This is a genomic window from Gemmatimonadaceae bacterium, from assembly GCA_020851035.1.
Lineage (GTDB): Bacteria > Gemmatimonadota > Gemmatimonadetes > Gemmatimonadales > Gemmatimonadaceae > JACMLX01.
The window spans coordinates 78,515-94,699 of sequence record JADZDM010000012.1; the positions used below are offsets into that span (position 1 = coordinate 78,515).

16 protein-coding genes and 1 tRNA gene are annotated in these 16,185 nt (G+C 68.1%); 16 read left to right on the plus strand and 1 reads right to left on the minus strand.

Features of this window, described 5'->3' with window-relative positions; genetic code table 11:
* Nucleotides 1-106: 106 nt before the first annotated feature.
* From IT355_09285 to IT355_09320, 8 genes are all read left to right on the plus strand, one after another.
* Nucleotides 107-820: a cytochrome c3 family protein gene (locus tag IT355_09285; GenBank protein ID MCC7053450.1), complete on the plus strand. Its 714-nt coding sequence runs from the start codon at nucleotides 107-109 to the stop codon at nucleotides 818-820.
* Between the two features lie 66 nt (nucleotides 821-886).
* Nucleotides 887-4,069: a 4Fe-4S dicluster domain-containing protein gene (locus IT355_09290; protein MCC7053451.1), complete on the plus strand. Its 3,183-nt coding sequence runs from the start codon at nucleotides 887-889 to the stop codon at nucleotides 4,067-4,069.
* Between the two features lie 5 nt (nucleotides 4,070-4,074).
* Complete coding sequence (gene nrfD, locus IT355_09295; protein MCC7053452.1) at nucleotides 4,075-5,475, plus strand: polysulfide reductase NrfD; 1,401 nt, start codon at nucleotides 4,075-4,077, stop codon at nucleotides 5,473-5,475.
* On the plus strand, nucleotides 5,475-5,975 hold the full coding sequence (locus IT355_09300; protein MCC7053453.1) for a DUF3341 domain-containing protein: 501 nt from the start codon (nucleotides 5,475-5,477) through the stop codon (nucleotides 5,973-5,975). Before nrfD ends, IT355_09300 begins: the two co-directional genes overlap by 1 nt.
* Nucleotides 5,965-6,699: a cytochrome c gene (locus tag IT355_09305; protein MCC7053454.1), complete on the plus strand. Its 735-nt coding sequence runs from the start codon at nucleotides 5,965-5,967 to the stop codon at nucleotides 6,697-6,699. The genes IT355_09300 and IT355_09305 overlap by 11 nt, the downstream gene beginning before the upstream one ends.
* Nucleotides 6,696-8,042 carry a hypothetical protein gene (locus tag IT355_09310; protein MCC7053455.1) on the plus strand — a complete coding sequence of 449 codons (1,347 nt, stop codon included), beginning with the start codon at nucleotides 6,696-6,698 and terminating at the stop codon, nucleotides 8,040-8,042. Before IT355_09305 ends, IT355_09310 begins: the two co-directional genes overlap by 4 nt.
* A 222-nt stretch (nucleotides 8,043-8,264) precedes the next feature.
* Nucleotides 8,265-8,337 (plus strand) — tRNA-Ala (locus IT355_09315).
* 57 nt (nucleotides 8,338-8,394) lie between these two features.
* Entirely contained in the window at nucleotides 8,395-8,943 is a 549-nt protein-coding gene (locus IT355_09320; protein MCC7053456.1) for a hypothetical protein, read from the plus strand.
* A gap of 3 nt (nucleotides 8,944-8,946) precedes the next feature.
* On the opposite strand, the gene IT355_09325 is transcribed toward IT355_09320, so the two are convergent.
* Complete coding sequence (locus tag IT355_09325; protein ID MCC7053457.1) at nucleotides 8,947-10,287, minus strand: threonine/serine exporter family protein; 1,341 nt, start codon at nucleotides 10,285-10,287, stop codon at nucleotides 8,947-8,949.
* Between the two features lie 161 nt (nucleotides 10,288-10,448).
* Between IT355_09325 and IT355_09330 the strand changes: the two genes are divergently transcribed.
* The 8 genes from IT355_09330 to IT355_09365 all read left to right on the plus strand — a co-directional run bounded on the left by IT355_09330 (nucleotide 10,449) and on the right by IT355_09365 (nucleotide 16,106).
* Nucleotides 10,449-10,907, plus strand: a complete 459-nt coding sequence (locus IT355_09330) for a redoxin domain-containing protein (GenBank protein MCC7053458.1) — start codon at nucleotides 10,449-10,451, stop codon at nucleotides 10,905-10,907.
* 90 nt (nucleotides 10,908-10,997) lie between these two features.
* Nucleotides 10,998-11,315 carry a hypothetical protein gene (locus IT355_09335; GenBank protein MCC7053459.1) on the plus strand — a complete coding sequence of 106 codons (318 nt, stop codon included), beginning with the start codon at nucleotides 10,998-11,000 and terminating at the stop codon, nucleotides 11,313-11,315.
* On the plus strand, nucleotides 11,315-11,986 hold the full coding sequence (locus IT355_09340) for a response regulator transcription factor (GenBank protein ID MCC7053460.1): 672 nt from the start codon (nucleotides 11,315-11,317) through the stop codon (nucleotides 11,984-11,986). The genes IT355_09335 and IT355_09340 overlap by 1 nt, the downstream gene beginning before the upstream one ends.
* Nucleotides 11,987-11,990: 4 nt before the next feature.
* The gene (locus IT355_09345; protein MCC7053461.1) at nucleotides 11,991-13,466 is read left to right on the plus strand and encodes a hypothetical protein; all 1,476 of its coding nucleotides are present in this window, start codon (nucleotides 11,991-11,993) and stop codon (nucleotides 13,464-13,466) included.
* A gap of 197 nt (nucleotides 13,467-13,663) precedes the next feature.
* Entirely contained in the window at nucleotides 13,664-14,374 is a 711-nt protein-coding gene (locus IT355_09350) for a TonB family protein (GenBank protein ID MCC7053462.1), read from the plus strand.
* 54 nt (nucleotides 14,375-14,428) lie between these two features.
* On the plus strand, nucleotides 14,429-15,163 hold the full coding sequence (locus tag IT355_09355) for a MotA/TolQ/ExbB proton channel family protein (GenBank protein ID MCC7053463.1): 735 nt from the start codon (nucleotides 14,429-14,431) through the stop codon (nucleotides 15,161-15,163).
* Between the two features lie 35 nt (nucleotides 15,164-15,198).
* Nucleotides 15,199-15,690 (plus strand): biopolymer transporter ExbD, encoded by a 492-nt coding sequence (locus IT355_09360; GenBank protein ID MCC7053464.1) that lies wholly within the window; start codon nucleotides 15,199-15,201, stop codon nucleotides 15,688-15,690.
* Nucleotides 15,690-16,106 (plus strand): biopolymer transporter ExbD, encoded by a 417-nt coding sequence (locus IT355_09365; protein ID MCC7053465.1) that lies wholly within the window; start codon nucleotides 15,690-15,692, stop codon nucleotides 16,104-16,106. The genes IT355_09360 and IT355_09365 overlap by 1 nt, the downstream gene beginning before the upstream one ends.
* The last annotated feature ends 79 nt before the right edge of the window (nucleotides 16,107-16,185 follow it).

The following is a 16,185-nucleotide window of genomic DNA, read 5'->3' on the forward strand; positions in this document are numbered from 1 at the left end:
CGATTTTCCCGGTGCGGCTTTCTTTGCACTCGTATGTGCCCTGACTTTGTGAAAAGTTTCACATGAGGGCGTCCCGCAGGGGTCGGACTTCAACTGGTCTCACCGAATGACGCAGCGGAAGAAGTGGGCAGTGATTCCGGGGTTCCTCGTCGTTGCCGCCATCGCGGCCGGCCTCTCGGCCTGGAGCGGCGCGACCGCACGCCAGGCTGACGCGGCGCAGGCCCCGGGCGCCGCCAACCCCCTCGCCTATCCCACGTTCTCGGGCCCGAGCGGCTTGAACCTCGATGGGGTGCGCAACAACACCCAGGCCCAGGCCCTCCCCAAGACCACCGGGGACTCCGGCCTCAAGCTCGACCCGGCCAAGGGGCCGTGGGCCTACTCCGGCGCCAGTTCGCCACAGAACTATTCCCCGGAACAGCCGGTGAAGTTCCCCCACCCGCAGCACGTGCAGAAGCTCGGCATGAACTGCACCTACTGCCATTTCTCGGCCGGCCGCGCGCAGGACCCCGGACTCCCGTCGGTCTCCACCTGCATGGGGTGCCACACCCTCGTCGCCACCGGCAAGCCCGAGATCAAGAAGCTCGCGCAGTACTACGCCAAGGGGCAGCCGGTGCCGTGGCAGCGCGTGCACAAGGTGCCGGAGTACGTGCACTTCCCGCACTCCCGCCACGCGAACAGCGGTGTCACCTGCCAGACCTGCCACGGCGAGGTCCAGAAGATGACGCAGGTCTTCCAGTACTCCTCGCTCAACATGGGCTGGTGCGTGAACTGTCATGTCGAGCGCAAGGCGCGGTATGACTGCAGCACCTGCCACTACTAGCCGCCGCTCTCGGCGTGATGCAGCGCGCATCACGCCATGTCGTGTTTCACGATTGAGGACTACTGCATGAGCACTGAGTCGGGAGCCACTGGCGTCAAGCGCCGCGACTTCCTCAAGGTCCTGGGTGTCACCACGGCGGCCACCACCGTCACCGGGTGCAACACGGATTACGTGCGGAAGCTGATCCCGTACGTGGCCAGCCCGGATGCCACCGTCCCTGGCGTGTCGAACTACTTCGCCAGCACCTGCCGCGAGTGTGCCGTGTCGTGCGGCATCCTGGTGGAGACGCGTGACGGCCGGGCCCTCAAGGTCGAGGGGAACCCGAACACCGCCATCAACCGCGGCGCCCTCTGCGCCAAGGGACAGGCGGCGCTCCAGGGCCTCTACAACCCCGACCGCTTCCGCGGCCCGATGGCACGCAAGAACGGACAGCTGACCGCCATCACCTGGGACGAGGCGCTGCAGACGCTCGCCACCAGGCTCGGTGAGGTGCGCAGCAAGGGGCAGGCCGCCAGTGCGGTGTTCATCAACCAGCACGAGATCGGCAGCTTCCCCGCCTTCCTCGATGGCTGGCTGGCCTCCTATGGCATGCCGGCCCACATCAGCTACGACGCCGACGCGCCGCACGCCGCGATCGCCGCACACAAGGCCGCCTACGGCGTGGCCTGGCCGACCTTCGACTTCGACGCCGCCACGCTGGTCGTGAGCTTCGGTGCCGACTTCCTCGATGGGTGGGGCCCGAGCGTCCCGCTGCAGCTGGCCTGGGCCGATGCCCGCGCCAAGATCGAGGGCGCCCCGCGGGCCATCTACATCGGCGCGCGCCGGTCACTCACCGGCCTCAATGCCGACACCTGGATCCCTGCGCGTCCCGGCTCCGAGCTCGCGATCATCCAGTTCCTGCGCGGCAGCAAGTCGGTCGCGGACGCAGCCAGCGCCTCCGACGTCTCCGCGGCGACGCTCGAGGAGCTGAAGGCCGAGATCACGGGCGCCAGGCGCTCGCTGCTCCTCGCCGGTGGCAACGCCGCTGACTCCGCCGCGGTCGCGGTCGAGGTGGCGGAGTACAACAAGGCACTCGGCAACGTCGGCACGAGCATCAAGCCCGCGTCGCCGCTCGGCATCTACCAGCGCCTCGACGTGCCGGCCGCCGTCTACAACGTGGCCGAGCGCATGAATGCCGGCGCGGTGCCGGTGCTCTTCGTGCGCGGCGCGAACCCGGTGCACACGCTCCCGAAGTCGGTGAAGTTCGCCGAGGGGCTGGCCAAGGTCGGGTTCAAGGTCGCCTTCACCAGCGTGCCGGACGAGACCGCCGAGCTGGCAGACCTCGTGCTGCCCGATCATCACAGCCTCGAGAGCTGGGGTGATGCCGAGCCGACGCCGAACGTGCTGCACCTGCAGCAGCCGTCGATGGAGCCGGTCTTCAAGAGCCGCGCGACCGCTGACGTGCTGATGGACGTGGCGAAGAAGGATCCGGCGCTGGCGGCGAAGTATCCACTCAAGGACTACCGGTCGTTCATCGTCGCGCGCTTCCCGGGCGGCCAGTCGGCACACACGGTGGCGCTCGCGAAGGGCGTCGCCGCCGGCGCCTCGCTGCGTGCGGCGGAACGGACGACGGGCGACTTCACCCGGAAGCCGGTGGCGGCGTTCGCCGGCGCCGGTGACTTCCATCTCGTCATCAACCCGTCGCCCACGCTCGGCACCGGTGCCGGCGCGAACAAGCCGTGGCTGATGGAGCTGCCGGACCCGGTCAGCAAGGTCGCATGGCAGTCGTGGGTCGAGATGCACCCGATGGCGTGCAAGAAGCTTGGCGTCACGCGCGGCGACCTGGTCACCATCGAGACGGCGGCTGGCAAGGTCACGCTGCCCGTCTACAACTACCTGGGGATCCGGCCCGACACGATCGCCGTCTCGCTCGGCTACGGCCACAAGAGCCAGGCGGGCCGGAAGTACGATCCGGACGCCGACCGGAAGGTGCCGTTCTTCACCGGGTACGGCCGCTACGCCGAGGGGGTCGGCATCAACGCCGTGGACCTCGTCAGTGGCGACACGGATGCCGTGGCCGGCTCGATCGCGTACACGAGCATGAAGGCGAAGGTCACGAAGACCGGCGACAACGTCGAGCTGATCACGACCGAGGGGTCGGCCCGGCAGCATTCGCGCGGCATCGGCCAGGCGATCACGCTGGCGGCGCTCATCGAGGGCCGGACGAAGAAGGAAGGGGCAGGCGAGGGCCATGCGCCGGCCACCACCACCGAGCATCACGGTGAGACGGCCGAGCATGGCGCGACGGGCCCGAAGGAGTGGGGTGAGCAGGAGCACGAGTTCGTCGGCGGCGCGCCGCACGAGTTCCTCCCTGGCCTCAAGAGCCCGGTGGCCAACGACGCGCAGGGTGACCTCGGCGATCCCGACTCGAAGGCGAAGGGCATGTACTCCGAGCAGCACTGGAGTGGCATGGCCAAGCGCCGCTGGGCAATGACGGTGGACCTGAGCCGCTGCACCGGCTGCTCGGCCTGCGTCACCGCCTGCTACAGCGAGAACAACATCCCGACCGTCGGCGCGAGCTGGCAGGGCCGGGCACTGTCGCCGACCGTGTGGGACACGCGCCCCGGTGCGAACATCCTGAAGGGGCGCGAGATGGCGTGGATCCGCCTCGAGCGGTACTTCGAGGGGGCTCCGGAGGCCGAGACGGTGTTCGACCCGGCGTTCGACACGCGGTTCGTGCCCATGATGTGCCAGCACTGCGGCAACGCCCCGTGCGAGCCGGTCTGCCCGGTGTACGCGACGTACCACTCGCCGGACGGCCTCAATGTGCAGGTGTACAACCGCTGCGTGGGCACGCGCTACTGCAGCAACAACTGCCCGTACAAGGTCCGCTACTACAACTGGTTCGGCTACGGCGAGCCGGAGCGTCGCCAGTACGCGTTCCCCGAGCCGATGCAGATGCAGCTCAACCCGGACGTGACCGTCCGCGGCAAGGGCGTGATGGAGAAGTGCACGTTCTGCGTGCAGCGCATCCGCGAGGCCGAGACACGCGCCGACCTCGAGCACCGTCCGCTGCAGGGCGACGAGTTCACCACCGCCTGTGCGCAGGCCTGTCCCTCGAAGGCGATCACCTTCGGTGACGCCGCGGATCCGGCGTGGACGGTGGCGAAGCAGGTGGAGGACGAGCGAGCGTACCACGTCTTCGAGGTGCTCAACACCTACACGGCCGTGGTCTACCTGAAGAAGATCAACCACACGGTCGAGGCCTGACCCGAATGGCGACGACTGCGAAGCCAGTGCAGGGCAAGATCAAGCGCCCGAACATTCCGGCGGCGGGGATCCAGGTTCCCGCGGTCAGCACGTTCGAGCAGGTCGACAACGAGATCCTCGCCACCCTCAAGCCCAGCCCGAAGTGGTTCATGGGCCTGGGGCTCGCGATCCTCGCGATGCTGGTGGGCGCCTCGGCCTGGACCTACCAGATCTACTGGGGCCTCGGCAACGCCGGCTACGTGCCGCCGGTGATGTGGGGCGTGTACATCATCACGTTCGTGTTCTGGGTCGGCATCGGCCACGCCGGGACGCTGATCTCGGCCATCCTCTACCTGTTCCGCGCCGGCTTCCGCACGACGATCTATCGCGCGTCGGAAGCGATGACGGTGTTCGCCGTGATGACGGCAGGTCTGTTCCCGATCATCCACATCGGGCGGCCGTGGAAGTTCTTCTGGCTGATCCCGTATCCCAACTGGCGCCTGCTCTTCCCGCAGTTCAAGAGCCCGCTGCTGTGGGACGTGTTCGCCATCTCGACGTACCTCACGATCTCGACGACGTTCCTCTATCTCGGTCTGATCCCCGACTTCGCGGTCATGCGCGACAAGGAGACCAACCCGATCCGCAAGCGCATCTTCGCGATGCTCTCGCTGGGGTGGAAGAACACCGACCGTGAATGGCGCCACTTCGCCAAGATGTACATGTTCCTTGCGGCCTTCAGCACGCCGCTGGTGCTCTCGGTGCACTCGGTCGTGTCGTTCGACTTCGCCATGGCCCTCACGCCGGGCTGGCACACCACGATCTTCCCGCCGTACTTCGTCGGCGGCGCCATCTTCTCCGGCTTCGCGATGGTCTGGACCATCCTGATCCCGATCCGGAAGTGGTGGCACCTCGAGCACTACGTCACGCTCAACCACCTCGACGCCACGGCCAAGGTCGTGCTCTTCACGTCGATCATGGTGGGGTCCGGCTATCTGTCCGAGTTCTTCATCGCCTGGTTCTCGGGCGTGGCCCCGGAGCAGGAGTACTTCTGGAACCGCGTGTTCGGGCAGTGGTGGTGGAGCGCCTGGATCCTGCTGCTCTGCAACATGATCTTCCCGCTGTCGCTGTTCTCGCAGAAGCTGCGCCGCAACCCGACCTGGCTCTGGATCCTGTCGATCATCATCAACATCGGCATGTGGTACGAGCGCTTCGTGATCGTGGTGCCGTCGCTCAGCCACGAGTTCGAGCCGTGGCAGTGGACGAACTACGTCCCGAGCTGGATCGACATGTGCTTCCTGGTGGGCTCCTTCGGCTGGTTCTTCATGTGGTTCCTGCTGTTCATCAAGCAGATGCCCGTGATCGCCATCGCCGAGGTGAAGGAGATCGTGCCCCCGAAGATGCTCCACGACCATGGAGGACATCACTGATGCAGGGCGTCCTGGCAGTCTTCCCGCAGCTGGATGCAGTCTGCGCGGCGATCCGTGACCTGAAGGCGAGGAAGGTGCCGAAGGTCACGGTCTACTCCCCCACGATCCAGCACGAGATCGACGACGCGATCGACGCGCCGACGAGCGTGGTCCGGGTCTTCACGCTCATCGGCGGCACCCTGGGTGTCACCTTCGGCTACTGGATCTCGATCTGGTCGTCGCAGTACTGGGCGCTGCAGGTCGGCGGCAAGGCGATCGCGAGCTGGATCCCGTACACGATCATGGGCTTCGAGATGTTCGTGATGGTCGGCTGTCTGAGCACGGTGGCCGGCATGTTCATCAACGCCGGCATCCCGCGGCTGGTGACGAACTTCGGCTTCGACCCGCGCTTCACGCACGGCGACTACGGCATCTGGATCGAGGCCACGCCGGACAAGTTCGCCGAGCTCGAACAGACGTTGAAGGCCCATGGGGCAGTGGAGGTTCGCGGTGAGCGCTAAGTCCTTCCGCGTGGCCGTGACCGCACTGGCGCCGATGGCGCTCGGTGCGTGCTCGTGGTTCACCGACTTCCGCGACCAGCCGGCGATCCAGCCCTGGGACTCGGTCGCCGACACCATCGCGCCCCGTGGCCAGCCGGTGAACTCGGTGCCGGTCACCGGCGCCCAGACCCCGGGCTACACCATCAGCTACGCCGCCTTCCCGGCCGTCCTCGACTCGTTCAATGTGGTCGTGAACCCGCGGAACGCAGCCTCGCTGAGCAAGGCGGAGCTCGACTCGTCGATCAACAACGGCCATCGCTACTACCAGCAGAACTGCGCCACCTGCCACGGCGACACGGGCGTCGGGAACGGCCCTGTCACGAAGTACGGCATGCCGGGCATCAGCCTGCTGACCGACATGACCAAGGCGCGCACCGACGGCTACATCTACGGCATGATGCGCAACGGCCGCGGCGTGATGCCGAGCTACAACCGCATCGAGGAGCCGGATCGCTGGGACGTGGTGAACTACGTGCGCGGGCTGCAGGGTCGCCTCGGTCGCACCGTCGCCACCGGCGCCTTCGGCTATCCCGGGCAGACCGGCTGGACCATCCCCACCTACACCAACACGGCGCCCACGCGTCCGGCGCCGATGTGGCGCCCGTCCGCGGCTCCCGCCGCACCACAGCCTGCGGGTGAACTGACCACCGCCGCGCCCGCGGCGAAGAAGGGGACGACCAAGTGAGCATCCACAACCCGACCTATCCGCCCAGGGCCGACCTGATCGCGGCGACGTCGAAGCCGATCGCCGGCTGGGTCAAGACGGCGGCGCTGGCCGCGATGGTGGTGGGCCTCGCCGCCTTCGGCGCCGGCATCGCCATGTCGCCCGACCGCATCTGGCGCGCCTTCCACGTCAACTGGCTGTACTTCAGCGCCATCAGCTCCGGCGCCGTCATGTTCGTGGCGATCTTCCGGATCGTGACCGCGCGCTGGTCGCGCTCGATCGCGCGCCTCATGGAAGCGTACGCCGCGTTCCTGCCGGTCTCGTGGCTCTTCCTGGTGCTCAGCCTCACCATCGGCGGCAAGCACATCTTCCCGTGGGTCGCCGACCCGAACGTCCTGCCGAACGCCGAGCGCGTCTGGTGGCTCGGCAGCCACACGTTCTTCGCGCTGCGCGAGATCGGCATCCTCACGGTCCTCTACGGCCTGCAGCTCTGGTTCATCTACAACTCGCTCCGCATCGACGTGGCCCAGCTCCCGGAAGGCGGGGCAGGGTGGGCGTCGGGGCTGCGCGCGAGGATGCGCGCCGGCTGGGGCGAGGAGCGCCGCGAGTTGCACAACCAGCACTCGCAGCAGGGCAAGATCGCGGTCGCGATGGCCATCATCTTCGGCTTCGGCTGGATGATGCTCCACTACGACCTGTCGATGGCGCTGGACGTGTTCTTCTTCTCGACGCTGTGGGGCTGGTGGAGCTTCATGACCGGCATCAACGGCTTCCTGATGAGCTTCGGCATCATGTTCTTCATGTGGCGCAAGCACTTCAACAGCCCGGTCACGGACGAGATCCTCGGCGACCAGCAGATCCACGACCTCGGCAAGCTCCGCTTTGCCTGGACCGCGTTCTGGGGCTACACGACGTTCGCCCAGCTCCTGATCATCTGGTACGGCAACATCGGCGAGGAGACGCACTACTTCCGGCTCCGCCTCATCGATCCGTGGCTGCCGATCTCGTTCACGGTCCTGACGCTGGTGTTCCTCGCGCCGTTCCCGGGCCTGATCTCGAAGGCCGCCAAGATGTTCATCCCGACCAACATCCTCTTCGGCGTCCTGTCGCTGGTTGGCACGTACCTGCAGCGTTACATCGAGGTGTACCCCTCGCTGTACGGCATTCCGAGCGATGGTGCACCGTTCGGCTGGCAGGAGTTCGGCATGCTGGCGCTCTACCTTGGCATCTGGGTCACCTGTTACGTCCAGTTCTGCGAGGCCTTCCCGCGCCTGCGCATCAGCTGGATGACCAGCAAGTACCGTGACGAAGTACAGATCCCGGTGGACGTCCGCACGATGGAGCCGCTGCCGGCGCACGAGTAGCACCCGTCACTCACGGGCTGAGAAGACGGCCCCCGCCTCGCGGCAGGGGCCGTCTTTGCTTCTGCCGCGTGAGCGGCCCCGCGGGGCCACGGCCCCGGCGATGCAGGGCCCGCGTCGCCTCGCGCCGCTGGCGCGGAGCGCGGTGGCCCGGCGCGCGCGCTGCACAACTTGATCAGCGGGCCGGACTGGCTTATCGTACGGCACGCGCCGATCAGGCGTGCTGGGGGTCTAGCTCATCTGGTAGAGCAATTGCTTTGCAAGCAATAGGTGCGGGGTTCGAGTCCCCGGACCTCCATGTTGCAGGATCCAACGACCCCTTCCGGGGTCGTTGTCGTATCTGCCACCCATCCGCATGCGAATCGCACACCCGCGCCACGCAGTTCGTACCCTCGCCGTCGGCCTGGTGCTGCCCCTCGCGGCGGCCCGGGCGCAGTGGCGCGTGGTGGAGACGCCGGCCAGCGCCGGTCGCCAGGCAGAGGTGACGGCGATGGTGCGTGAGCGGTCCGACAGCCTGGCCGACGACGCCGAGGCCATCGCACTCGTCGTCCGCTGCCGCTCGCGCCAACTCGACGCGTTCCTCACCACCCGCGATGAACTCGAGTCGGACCTGGCGGCCGACGTGCGCGTCCGGGTCGACTCGGACTCGGTGCGCCCGATCGACACGCGCTGGCAGGCCACGCGGGCCGGCACCGGCGCCTTCATCCCGTCGTCAGACCTCCGGGAGCTCATCCAGCGCCGACTGCTGCGGCCGGTCCCGGAACTCCGGATCAGTGCCGTGACGCAGCGCCGCGGCCGGGTGACGTGGACCTTTGCCGCCACCGGGTTCGAACCGGCGCTCGGTGCCCTGCGCGAGGCCTGCCCGGGCGAGCAGCGTGGCGCACTGGCCCTGCCGCGCCGCTGACTCTCAGCGCCAGTCGCGCGAGACGGTCCACTCCGCCGTTCGCGTGATCTCGCCGGCGTGGCTGCCGCGGCGGGAGCGTCGCAGGGCGCCCGTGACGGCGCGTCCCGCCAGCACGCCGGCCGCCAGCGACACCCCGATCAGCGCCACGGTGAAGGCCGTGCCCACTCCCGTGATCACCTTCTGTTGCGAGAAGCTCGTCACGCTTCCGAGCCCGATGCTGCCGGGCACGAGGATCAGCAGGCCGGGCACGATCGTCACGATTGGCGTGGTGTCGCGACGCCGGGCGATGAAGGTGCTCCCGGCGCTCACGATCAGCGCGCCAAGGAACGCGCCCAGTTCGTCGCCCAGCGCACGGCCGGCGAACCGCGAGGTGAGGTAGGCGCACGATGCCGCGAGGACGATCCACGGCGCCTGCCTGCCGTCGGCTTGCAGCAGCACGGTGAAGCAGAGCGGCGCCACCAGCACGCCCACCCCCTCCACCCACCAGGGCAGGGCCGCGTGGGCCACCTGCAGCGCCACGTCGTGCGCCACCAGCCAGTCACCGGTGAACGTGCCGAGCTTGGTGCCCAGTGCCACGCCGAATCCCAGGCCCAGGAAGGTCACCAGTGCGCCGCTGAGGCGGGCGGTGCCGCTGGCCAGGTGCCGCGTGGACAGCTCGATCAGGCCGGTGGTGAAGGTCATCCCGGGCAGGAGGACGACGAGCCCCGCCACGGTGATGGCATAGCCCGCCCCGCTGTCGGTGAGTGCCGCGAAGAGCTGGGCCACGGTCGCGACGGCGAACGCGCTCAGCGGCTCCTCGATGTCGATCCACTCGGTGTGCTTCCGGCTCCGCGTCACGATCGCACCGCAGAGGAGCCCCACCAGCGCCGCGCCAAGGAGGTCGGGCAGGGCGACCTTCAGGAACGTGGCAACGGACACGGAGACCATCACGAATGCCACCAGCACCGGGAACTGTCCCCACTTTGGCGGCTCGCCGAGCAGCGCCTCGATCCGCTGGGTTCCGTCCACCGGCCCCAGCGTCCCGTACATCACGTCGCGCGCGATGCGGTCCAGCCCCGCGAGGTGGCTGAGGTTGGTCGATCCGGGCTCGGCGCGGATGAGGTGGGTCCGTTGTGCGTCCGGCGGGCCGAAGGCCGCCATGATCGACGTCGGCGTCGAGAAGAACTGCGCCTCCAGCCCCAGCTTCCGAGACACGTCCGAGAGAGTCGCCTCCAGGCGGTGCGCCGAGAACCCCGCGTTGTGGAGCGCACGCCCCAGTCGGAGGATGAAGCCGACGGACTCGCCGCTGCTGGCCGCGAGCGGGGCAGTCGGTGTGGTACCGTGGAGCGGGGCAGGGGTGGACATGGTCCGGGGCAGTGTACCCCCGGCCCCACCCGTCGGGGAGTGCCGGTGGCTGCCGTTTCGGTGTCGGTACGGCATCTTTGGCGCTCGCTGCCGGACCGCTCCGCATGACGGTCCGGCGCGCCCGTCGCAGTGCGTTCCCGCCCCGCATCACTGGAGCCTCCATGACCGTCCCCGCCGTCGGTGCCACCGCCCCGGACTTCACCCTGAACTCGACCAGCGGCCAGCCGGTCACGCTCTCGCAGTTCCGGGGCAGCGCACGGGTGCTCGTCGCCTTCTTCCCGCTCGCGTTCACGGGGGTCTGCACCGCGGAACTGTGCGCCTTCTCCGACGACTACGACAGCTTCGCGGCGGCCGGGGTGACGGTGCTGCCGGTGAGTGTGGACAGCGTGCCGACGCTGAAGGAATTCAAGGCCAAGCACAACATGTCGGTGGACCTGCTGAGCGACTTCAAGCGCGAGGCGAGCCGCGCCTTCGGCGTGCTCATGGAGGAGACCTTCTTCTCGGCCCGCGCCTACTTCCTGCTGGACACGGACGGCGTGGTGCGCTGGGCACACGTCGAGGAGACGCCCGGCAAGAGCCGCACGAACGCGGAGATCCTGGCGGCCATCGCGGCCGCGTGAGGGCGGAGGGGTCGCTGCCGCGCATCCGGGTGGTGATGGCGGCAGCGCCGTGATGCGATCACGGAAGGGCGGACACGGTAGCGTACGGACATGCCTCGTCCCGATGCCGCCCTCCTCGCCGTGCTCGGCACCCTGCTCCGCGCGACGGCGGACGGCCGGACGCCCGTGACGCTTCGCACGCGCGATCCCGCGCAGGCGGCGGCACTCTCGCAGTGGCTGTCGGAGGCGCATGGCAGCCGGCGCACCGTGCGGATCGCCGTGCGCGGGCCGGCGGCGATCGAGGTGCGGCTGCCCCGTCGTGTGGCGTGGCCCGCACCGCAGGCGGCGCGGCCGGCCCTCGCCGCGCCCGGCTCCGCCCGTCACCTTTCCTCCATGCCCGACACTTTCCAGCACGACGGAACCCCCTGATGCGCATTCTCGTCATCGAAGACGACCCCATCGTGGGGCAGTTCGTGAAGCGTGGCCTCGAGGAGCAGCAGTGGACGGTGGACCTCGAATCCGACGGCGAGTCGGGTGAGCGGGCGGCCGGCCAGGGCGACGCATACGACCTGATCATCCTCGACATGCGGCTGCCGGGGAAGGACGGGCTGTCGGTGCTCCGGACCCTCCGGTCGCGCGGCTTCCAGCGACCGGTGCTCGTGCTCACGGCACAGGACGCCGTGGACGCGAAGGTGCAGACGCTTCGCGCCGGTGCCGACGACTACGTGACGAAGCCCTTCGCCTTCGAGGAGCTGCTGGCGCGGATCGAGGCGCTGTCACGGCGCCCGCGCCAGCTCGCCTCGCCACGGCTCGAGATCGCCGACCTGGTGGTGGACCTCGACACCCGCGAGGTGGCGCGCGCCGGTGTGCGCATCGAGCTCACGCCGAAGGAGTTCAAGGTGCTGGAGTACCTCATGCGCCATCCGGGCCGAGTGATGAGCCGCACGCTGATCACGGAGTACGCCTGGGGGTATCACTTCGATCCCGGCACGAACATCGTCGACGTGGTGATCACGCACCTGCGCAAGAAGGTGGATGCGGCGCACGAGCAGAAGCTGATCGGCACCGTGCGTGGTGTCGGCTACGTGATCAAGGGGTGACGGGGTGATCCGCTCGATCCGCGCGCGCGTGACGCTGCTGTTCGCGCTGGCGCTGCTGCTCTCGGTGGTGGTCTTCGCCGGTGGCATCTGGATCGGGCGGAAGGACTCGGCCTACTACCGCGAGCTGCAGCGGTACGTGAACTCGCAGGCCGAGCTCGCGATCCGGATCATCACGCAGGCGGAGCTGCGTGGGCCGGTGACGATCACGCGCGACTCGCTGGTGGGGCCGCAACTGACGGCCGACGTGGCGGGGGCGATGGAGGTCATCCCCGACTACCTGCTGGTGCTCGACACCGCGGGCCGTGCGGTCTACGTGTCGGCCAAGGCGCGCGACCTGCCGCCGGCCGACCTCTCGTCCCTGCAGGAGAGTGCGCTGGACATCGAGGCCGGCACCACGGCGTCACTGCTGACGCTGAAGTCCGACCAGATCTACCTCTCGGCCCGTCTCGAGAACGATCCCCGGACGCCGATCGAGCGGATCGTGGCGGGCAGCTCGACGACGACGACGGAGGCGCTGTGGCGCGACCTGCTGCGCTCGATGCTGCTGCTGGCGCCGGTGGTGGTGCTGCTGGGTGGCACCTCCGCCTACGTCATCGGCGGGGTGGCGGTGCGGCCGATCACGACGATCATCAGTGAGCTGGAGGCGATCACCGACGGCCGGTCACTGCATCGCCGGCTCGGCGGGGCGGACGCGCAGGGGGACGAGCTGGCGCGGCTCACGAGCACGCTGAACGCCATGATCGGGCGCCTGGAGAACAGCTTCGGCGGGTTGCGCCGGTTCACGGCGGACGCCAGCCACGAGCTGAAGACCCCGCTGACGGTGCTGCGGGCCAGCATCGAGCGGGCGATGATGGCCCGGCGCGGGTCGAACGAGCAGATGGAGCACCTCGAGGCAGCGCTGAACGAGGTGACGCGGATGGCGGACCTCGTCAACAGCCTGCTCAGCCTGGCCCGCGCCGACGAGGGACGCTTCGACCTCGTGCGCGACGTGGTGCTGCTGGATGCGATCCTGCGCGACATCGCCGAGACGGCGACGATCCTCGGCGAGCCGAACGGGATCGCGGTGGTGCTGGCGTCGTGCGAGCCGCTGGCGGTGGAAGGGGACGCCCCGCGGCTGCGGCAGCTGCTGCTGAACCTGGTGGAGAATGCGATCAAGTACACGACCGTGGGCGGCACGATCGAGCTGAGCCTGACGGCGGACCAGGGCGCAGCGGTGCTGACGGTGAAGGACACCGGGATGGGGATCGCGGCCGCGGACCTGCCGTTCATCTTCGAGCGGTTCTGGCGTGCGGATCGTGCGCGGTCGCGGGCCTCGGGCCGCGCCGGGACCGGGCTGGGGCTGGCGATCAGCCAGTACATCGCGCAGGCGCATGGCGGCACGCTCACCGCGCAGAGCCGCCTCGGGCGGGGGAGCACGTTCACGCTCACGCTGCCGGGGGCGGTGCGCCGCGAGGACGGTGCGCCGCCGCGTGTGGCCTGAGGCGGCGGTAGCGCGCGCACCGTGTGCGCGCAACCGGCATGCCTTGCCGGGCGGTGATGGATGCGCGCCGCAATGATGTGTCCTGCGTCACGGACGCTTAAGCAAATCGTAATGGACGTCCGGTCGCGCCCGTCGCGTCACGGGGTGAGCTTGCACTCGTCCCGTTCGACCATCATCCGGCATAATGGAGAGGGTGGATGTTCGATCAATTGCTGGAAACGAAGGCCAAGAAGCAGCGAAGCACCGGCGGGACGATCATCTCGATCGTGCTGCACACGGTGCTGATCGCGGCCGCCGTCGTGCTGACGAAGAAGACAGCCGACGCGCTCGAGAAGCCGAAGGAGGAGAAGGTCATCGTCGCGGAGACGAAGAAGGAGCCGGAGCCGGAGAAGCCGAAGGAGCAGCCGAAGCAGGTGCAACAGCAGGTTGCACAGGTGGCGCCCCCGAAGGGCTTCCAGGTCCTGACTCCGCCGATCGAGGTGCCGGACGTGATCCCGGACGTCGATCTGAGCCGCAAGGCGACCGACGAGGCCGACTTCAGCGGCAAGGGCGTGCAGGGCGGCATCGCGAAGGGTGTGGAAGGTGGCACGGGTCCGGTGATCAGCGACCAGCCGTATTTCGACTTCCAGGTCGAGAAGGCCGCCGCAGCGATCCCGGGTGTGGCACCGGCGTATCCCGAGATGCTGAAGAGCTCGGGCGTGGAAGGGGAGGCCCTGGTGCAGTTCATCGTGGACACCACCGGTCGGGCCGAGCTCGGGTCGTTCAAGGTGCTGCGCGCGTCGCACGACGCGTTCGGCCAGGCAGTCCGGGCGGCCCTGCCGCGCATGCGCTTCCTCCCCGCCGAGATCGGCGGCCGCAAGGTCCGCATGCTGGTGCAGCAGCCGTTCGCGTTCGCGCTCAGTCGATAGTCCCCGGCTTCGCCCGGCACCCAATCTCACCAACACCAGCACTGGGAGTCTCCGATGGATCTGTCAATGATGGAGCTGTATCAGTCGATGGGCATGTTCGCGAAGGGGATCGTGTTCACCCTCTTCGCCATGTCGATCTGGTCGCTGACCGTGATGTTCTCGAAGTGGTGGTCGCTGCGCGCCGCCAAGGCCGAGACGCTGAAGTTCGCGCCTGAGTTCTCCCAGTTCCTCGAGGAGGACAACCTCGGCGAGGCGATCAAGCTGGCCGAGACGTACAAGAAGTCGCATGTCGCCCGCGTGCTCGGCGGCGCCCTCGGCGAGATCCGTCCGCTGATCCAGGACGGCTCGGTGACGGTCTCCGACATCAACACGGCGGAGCGCGCCGTCGAGCGCGAGATGCTGATGACGATCGTCGGCCTGAAGCGCGGCAACGCCGTGCTCGCGACGGTGGGTGCCACCGCGCCGTTCGTCGGTCTGCTCGGCACCACGATGGGCATCGTGAACGCCTTCACGGGCATGGCCGCCTCCGGCTCGGGCGGTATCGCCTCGATCTCGGCCGGTGTCGCCGAGGCCCTCATCACGACCGCCTTCGGCCTGATCGTGGCCATCCCGGCGGTGTGGGCGTACAACTACTTCCAGACCAAGATCGACAACCTGACCGCCGAGATGACGTACACGTCGAAGGAGATGATCGACTATCTCATCAAGGGCGTCTCGGGCGAGTTCGGCCGTTCCCGCTTCACGCGCGAGTTCAACACCACGGCTGGCGGCCAGAAGCCCATCAGCTGAGCGAGCTGACTCACCGTTAACGAGAGAGCGTCTCCATGGGGATGTCCGCAGGCGGCGGGGGCTCGGTCAAGGCCGAGCCCAACGTCACCCCGATGATCGACGTCATGCTCGTGCTCCTGATCATCTTCATGATCGTGGTGCCGCAGATTGCCGCTGGCTTCAAGGCGACCCCGCCGAAGGGCCAGAACATCAAGGCGCACCCCGAGGATGAGAATGCCGACCAGGTGCTGGGCATCGACAAGGACGGCCTGTACTACCTGAACAAGAAGCCGATCAACAACGCGGATCTTGAGCAGCTCGTGAAGCAGATCTACGACGCCCGCACGATCGACAAGATCATGTACGTGAAGGCGGACGCCGGACTGCCGTACTACAAGGTGCAGGATGCGCTCGACGTCATTGCCAAGGGAGGCGTCCGCCTCTCCGGCCTGATCACGGACCAGACCCCTGGCACCGAATCGACCGTTCCCGGCGACTCACCGAAGGGCGGGGCGAACCCGCTCGACCTGAGCGGAGGGAAGAAGTAATGGCGATGAGCGCAGGGGACTCCGAAGGTGGCCTGACGAACGACATCAACGTCACGCCGATGATCGACGTGCTGCTCGTGCTCCTGATCATCTTCATGGTCATCGTCCCGATGGCCCGCAAGACGATCGACGTGCAGCTCCCCGACCCGACACCGCAGCCCACCCCGCCGGGGCCGCCGCCGCAGAACATCGTGCTGACGGTCATGGAAGGGGGCAAGTTCAAGGTCAATGCGGAAGAGCAGCCGAAGGCCAACCTCGGCAAGCGCCTGAAGGAGATCTACGATCCCCGTCCGGACAAGCTGATCTTCATCAAGGGCGACTCGAACGCCGTGTACCAGGACGTGATCTTCGCCATGGACGTCGCTCGCGGCGCCGGCGTGAAGGTCATCGGCCACATGCCGAAGACGGCGCAGTAAGCCGTCCCGCGCGACAGGTGCGCCGGTGGGCGACCAGGCTGAGGCCTGGTCGCCCACTTGCGTTGCGGGCCACGAACCT

What these genes read in the sequence shown, in the direction of transcription:
- IT355_09285 (MCC7053450.1), top strand. Translation starts at nt 107, where the DNA reads ATGACGCAGCGGAAGAAGTGGGCAGTGATTCCGGGGTTCCTCGTCGTT.
- IT355_09290 (MCC7053451.1), top strand. Translation starts at nt 887, where the DNA reads ATGAGCACTGAGTCGGGAGCCACTGGCGTCAAGCGCCGCGACTTCCTC.
- nrfD (MCC7053452.1), top strand. Translation starts at nt 4,075, where the DNA reads ATGGCGACGACTGCGAAGCCAGTGCAGGGCAAGATCAAGCGCCCGAAC.
- IT355_09300 (MCC7053453.1), top strand. Translation starts at nt 5,475, where the DNA reads ATGCAGGGCGTCCTGGCAGTCTTCCCGCAGCTGGATGCAGTCTGCGCG.
- IT355_09320 (MCC7053456.1), top strand. Translation starts at nt 8,395, where the DNA reads ATGCGAATCGCACACCCGCGCCACGCAGTTCGTACCCTCGCCGTCGGC.
- IT355_09325 (MCC7053457.1), bottom strand. Translation starts at nt 10,287, where the DNA reads ATGTCCACCCCTGCCCCGCTCCACGGTACCACACCGACTGCCCCGCTC.
- IT355_09330 (MCC7053458.1), top strand. Translation starts at nt 10,449, where the DNA reads ATGACCGTCCCCGCCGTCGGTGCCACCGCCCCGGACTTCACCCTGAAC.
- IT355_09335 (MCC7053459.1), top strand. Translation starts at nt 10,998, where the DNA reads ATGCCTCGTCCCGATGCCGCCCTCCTCGCCGTGCTCGGCACCCTGCTC.
- IT355_09340 (MCC7053460.1), top strand. Translation starts at nt 11,315, where the DNA reads ATGCGCATTCTCGTCATCGAAGACGACCCCATCGTGGGGCAGTTCGTG.
- IT355_09350 (MCC7053462.1), top strand. Translation starts at nt 13,664, where the DNA reads ATGTTCGATCAATTGCTGGAAACGAAGGCCAAGAAGCAGCGAAGCACC.
- IT355_09355 (MCC7053463.1), top strand. Translation starts at nt 14,429, where the DNA reads ATGGATCTGTCAATGATGGAGCTGTATCAGTCGATGGGCATGTTCGCG.
- IT355_09360 (MCC7053464.1), top strand. Translation starts at nt 15,199, where the DNA reads ATGGGGATGTCCGCAGGCGGCGGGGGCTCGGTCAAGGCCGAGCCCAAC.
- IT355_09365 (MCC7053465.1), top strand. Translation starts at nt 15,690, where the DNA reads ATGGCGATGAGCGCAGGGGACTCCGAAGGTGGCCTGACGAACGACATC.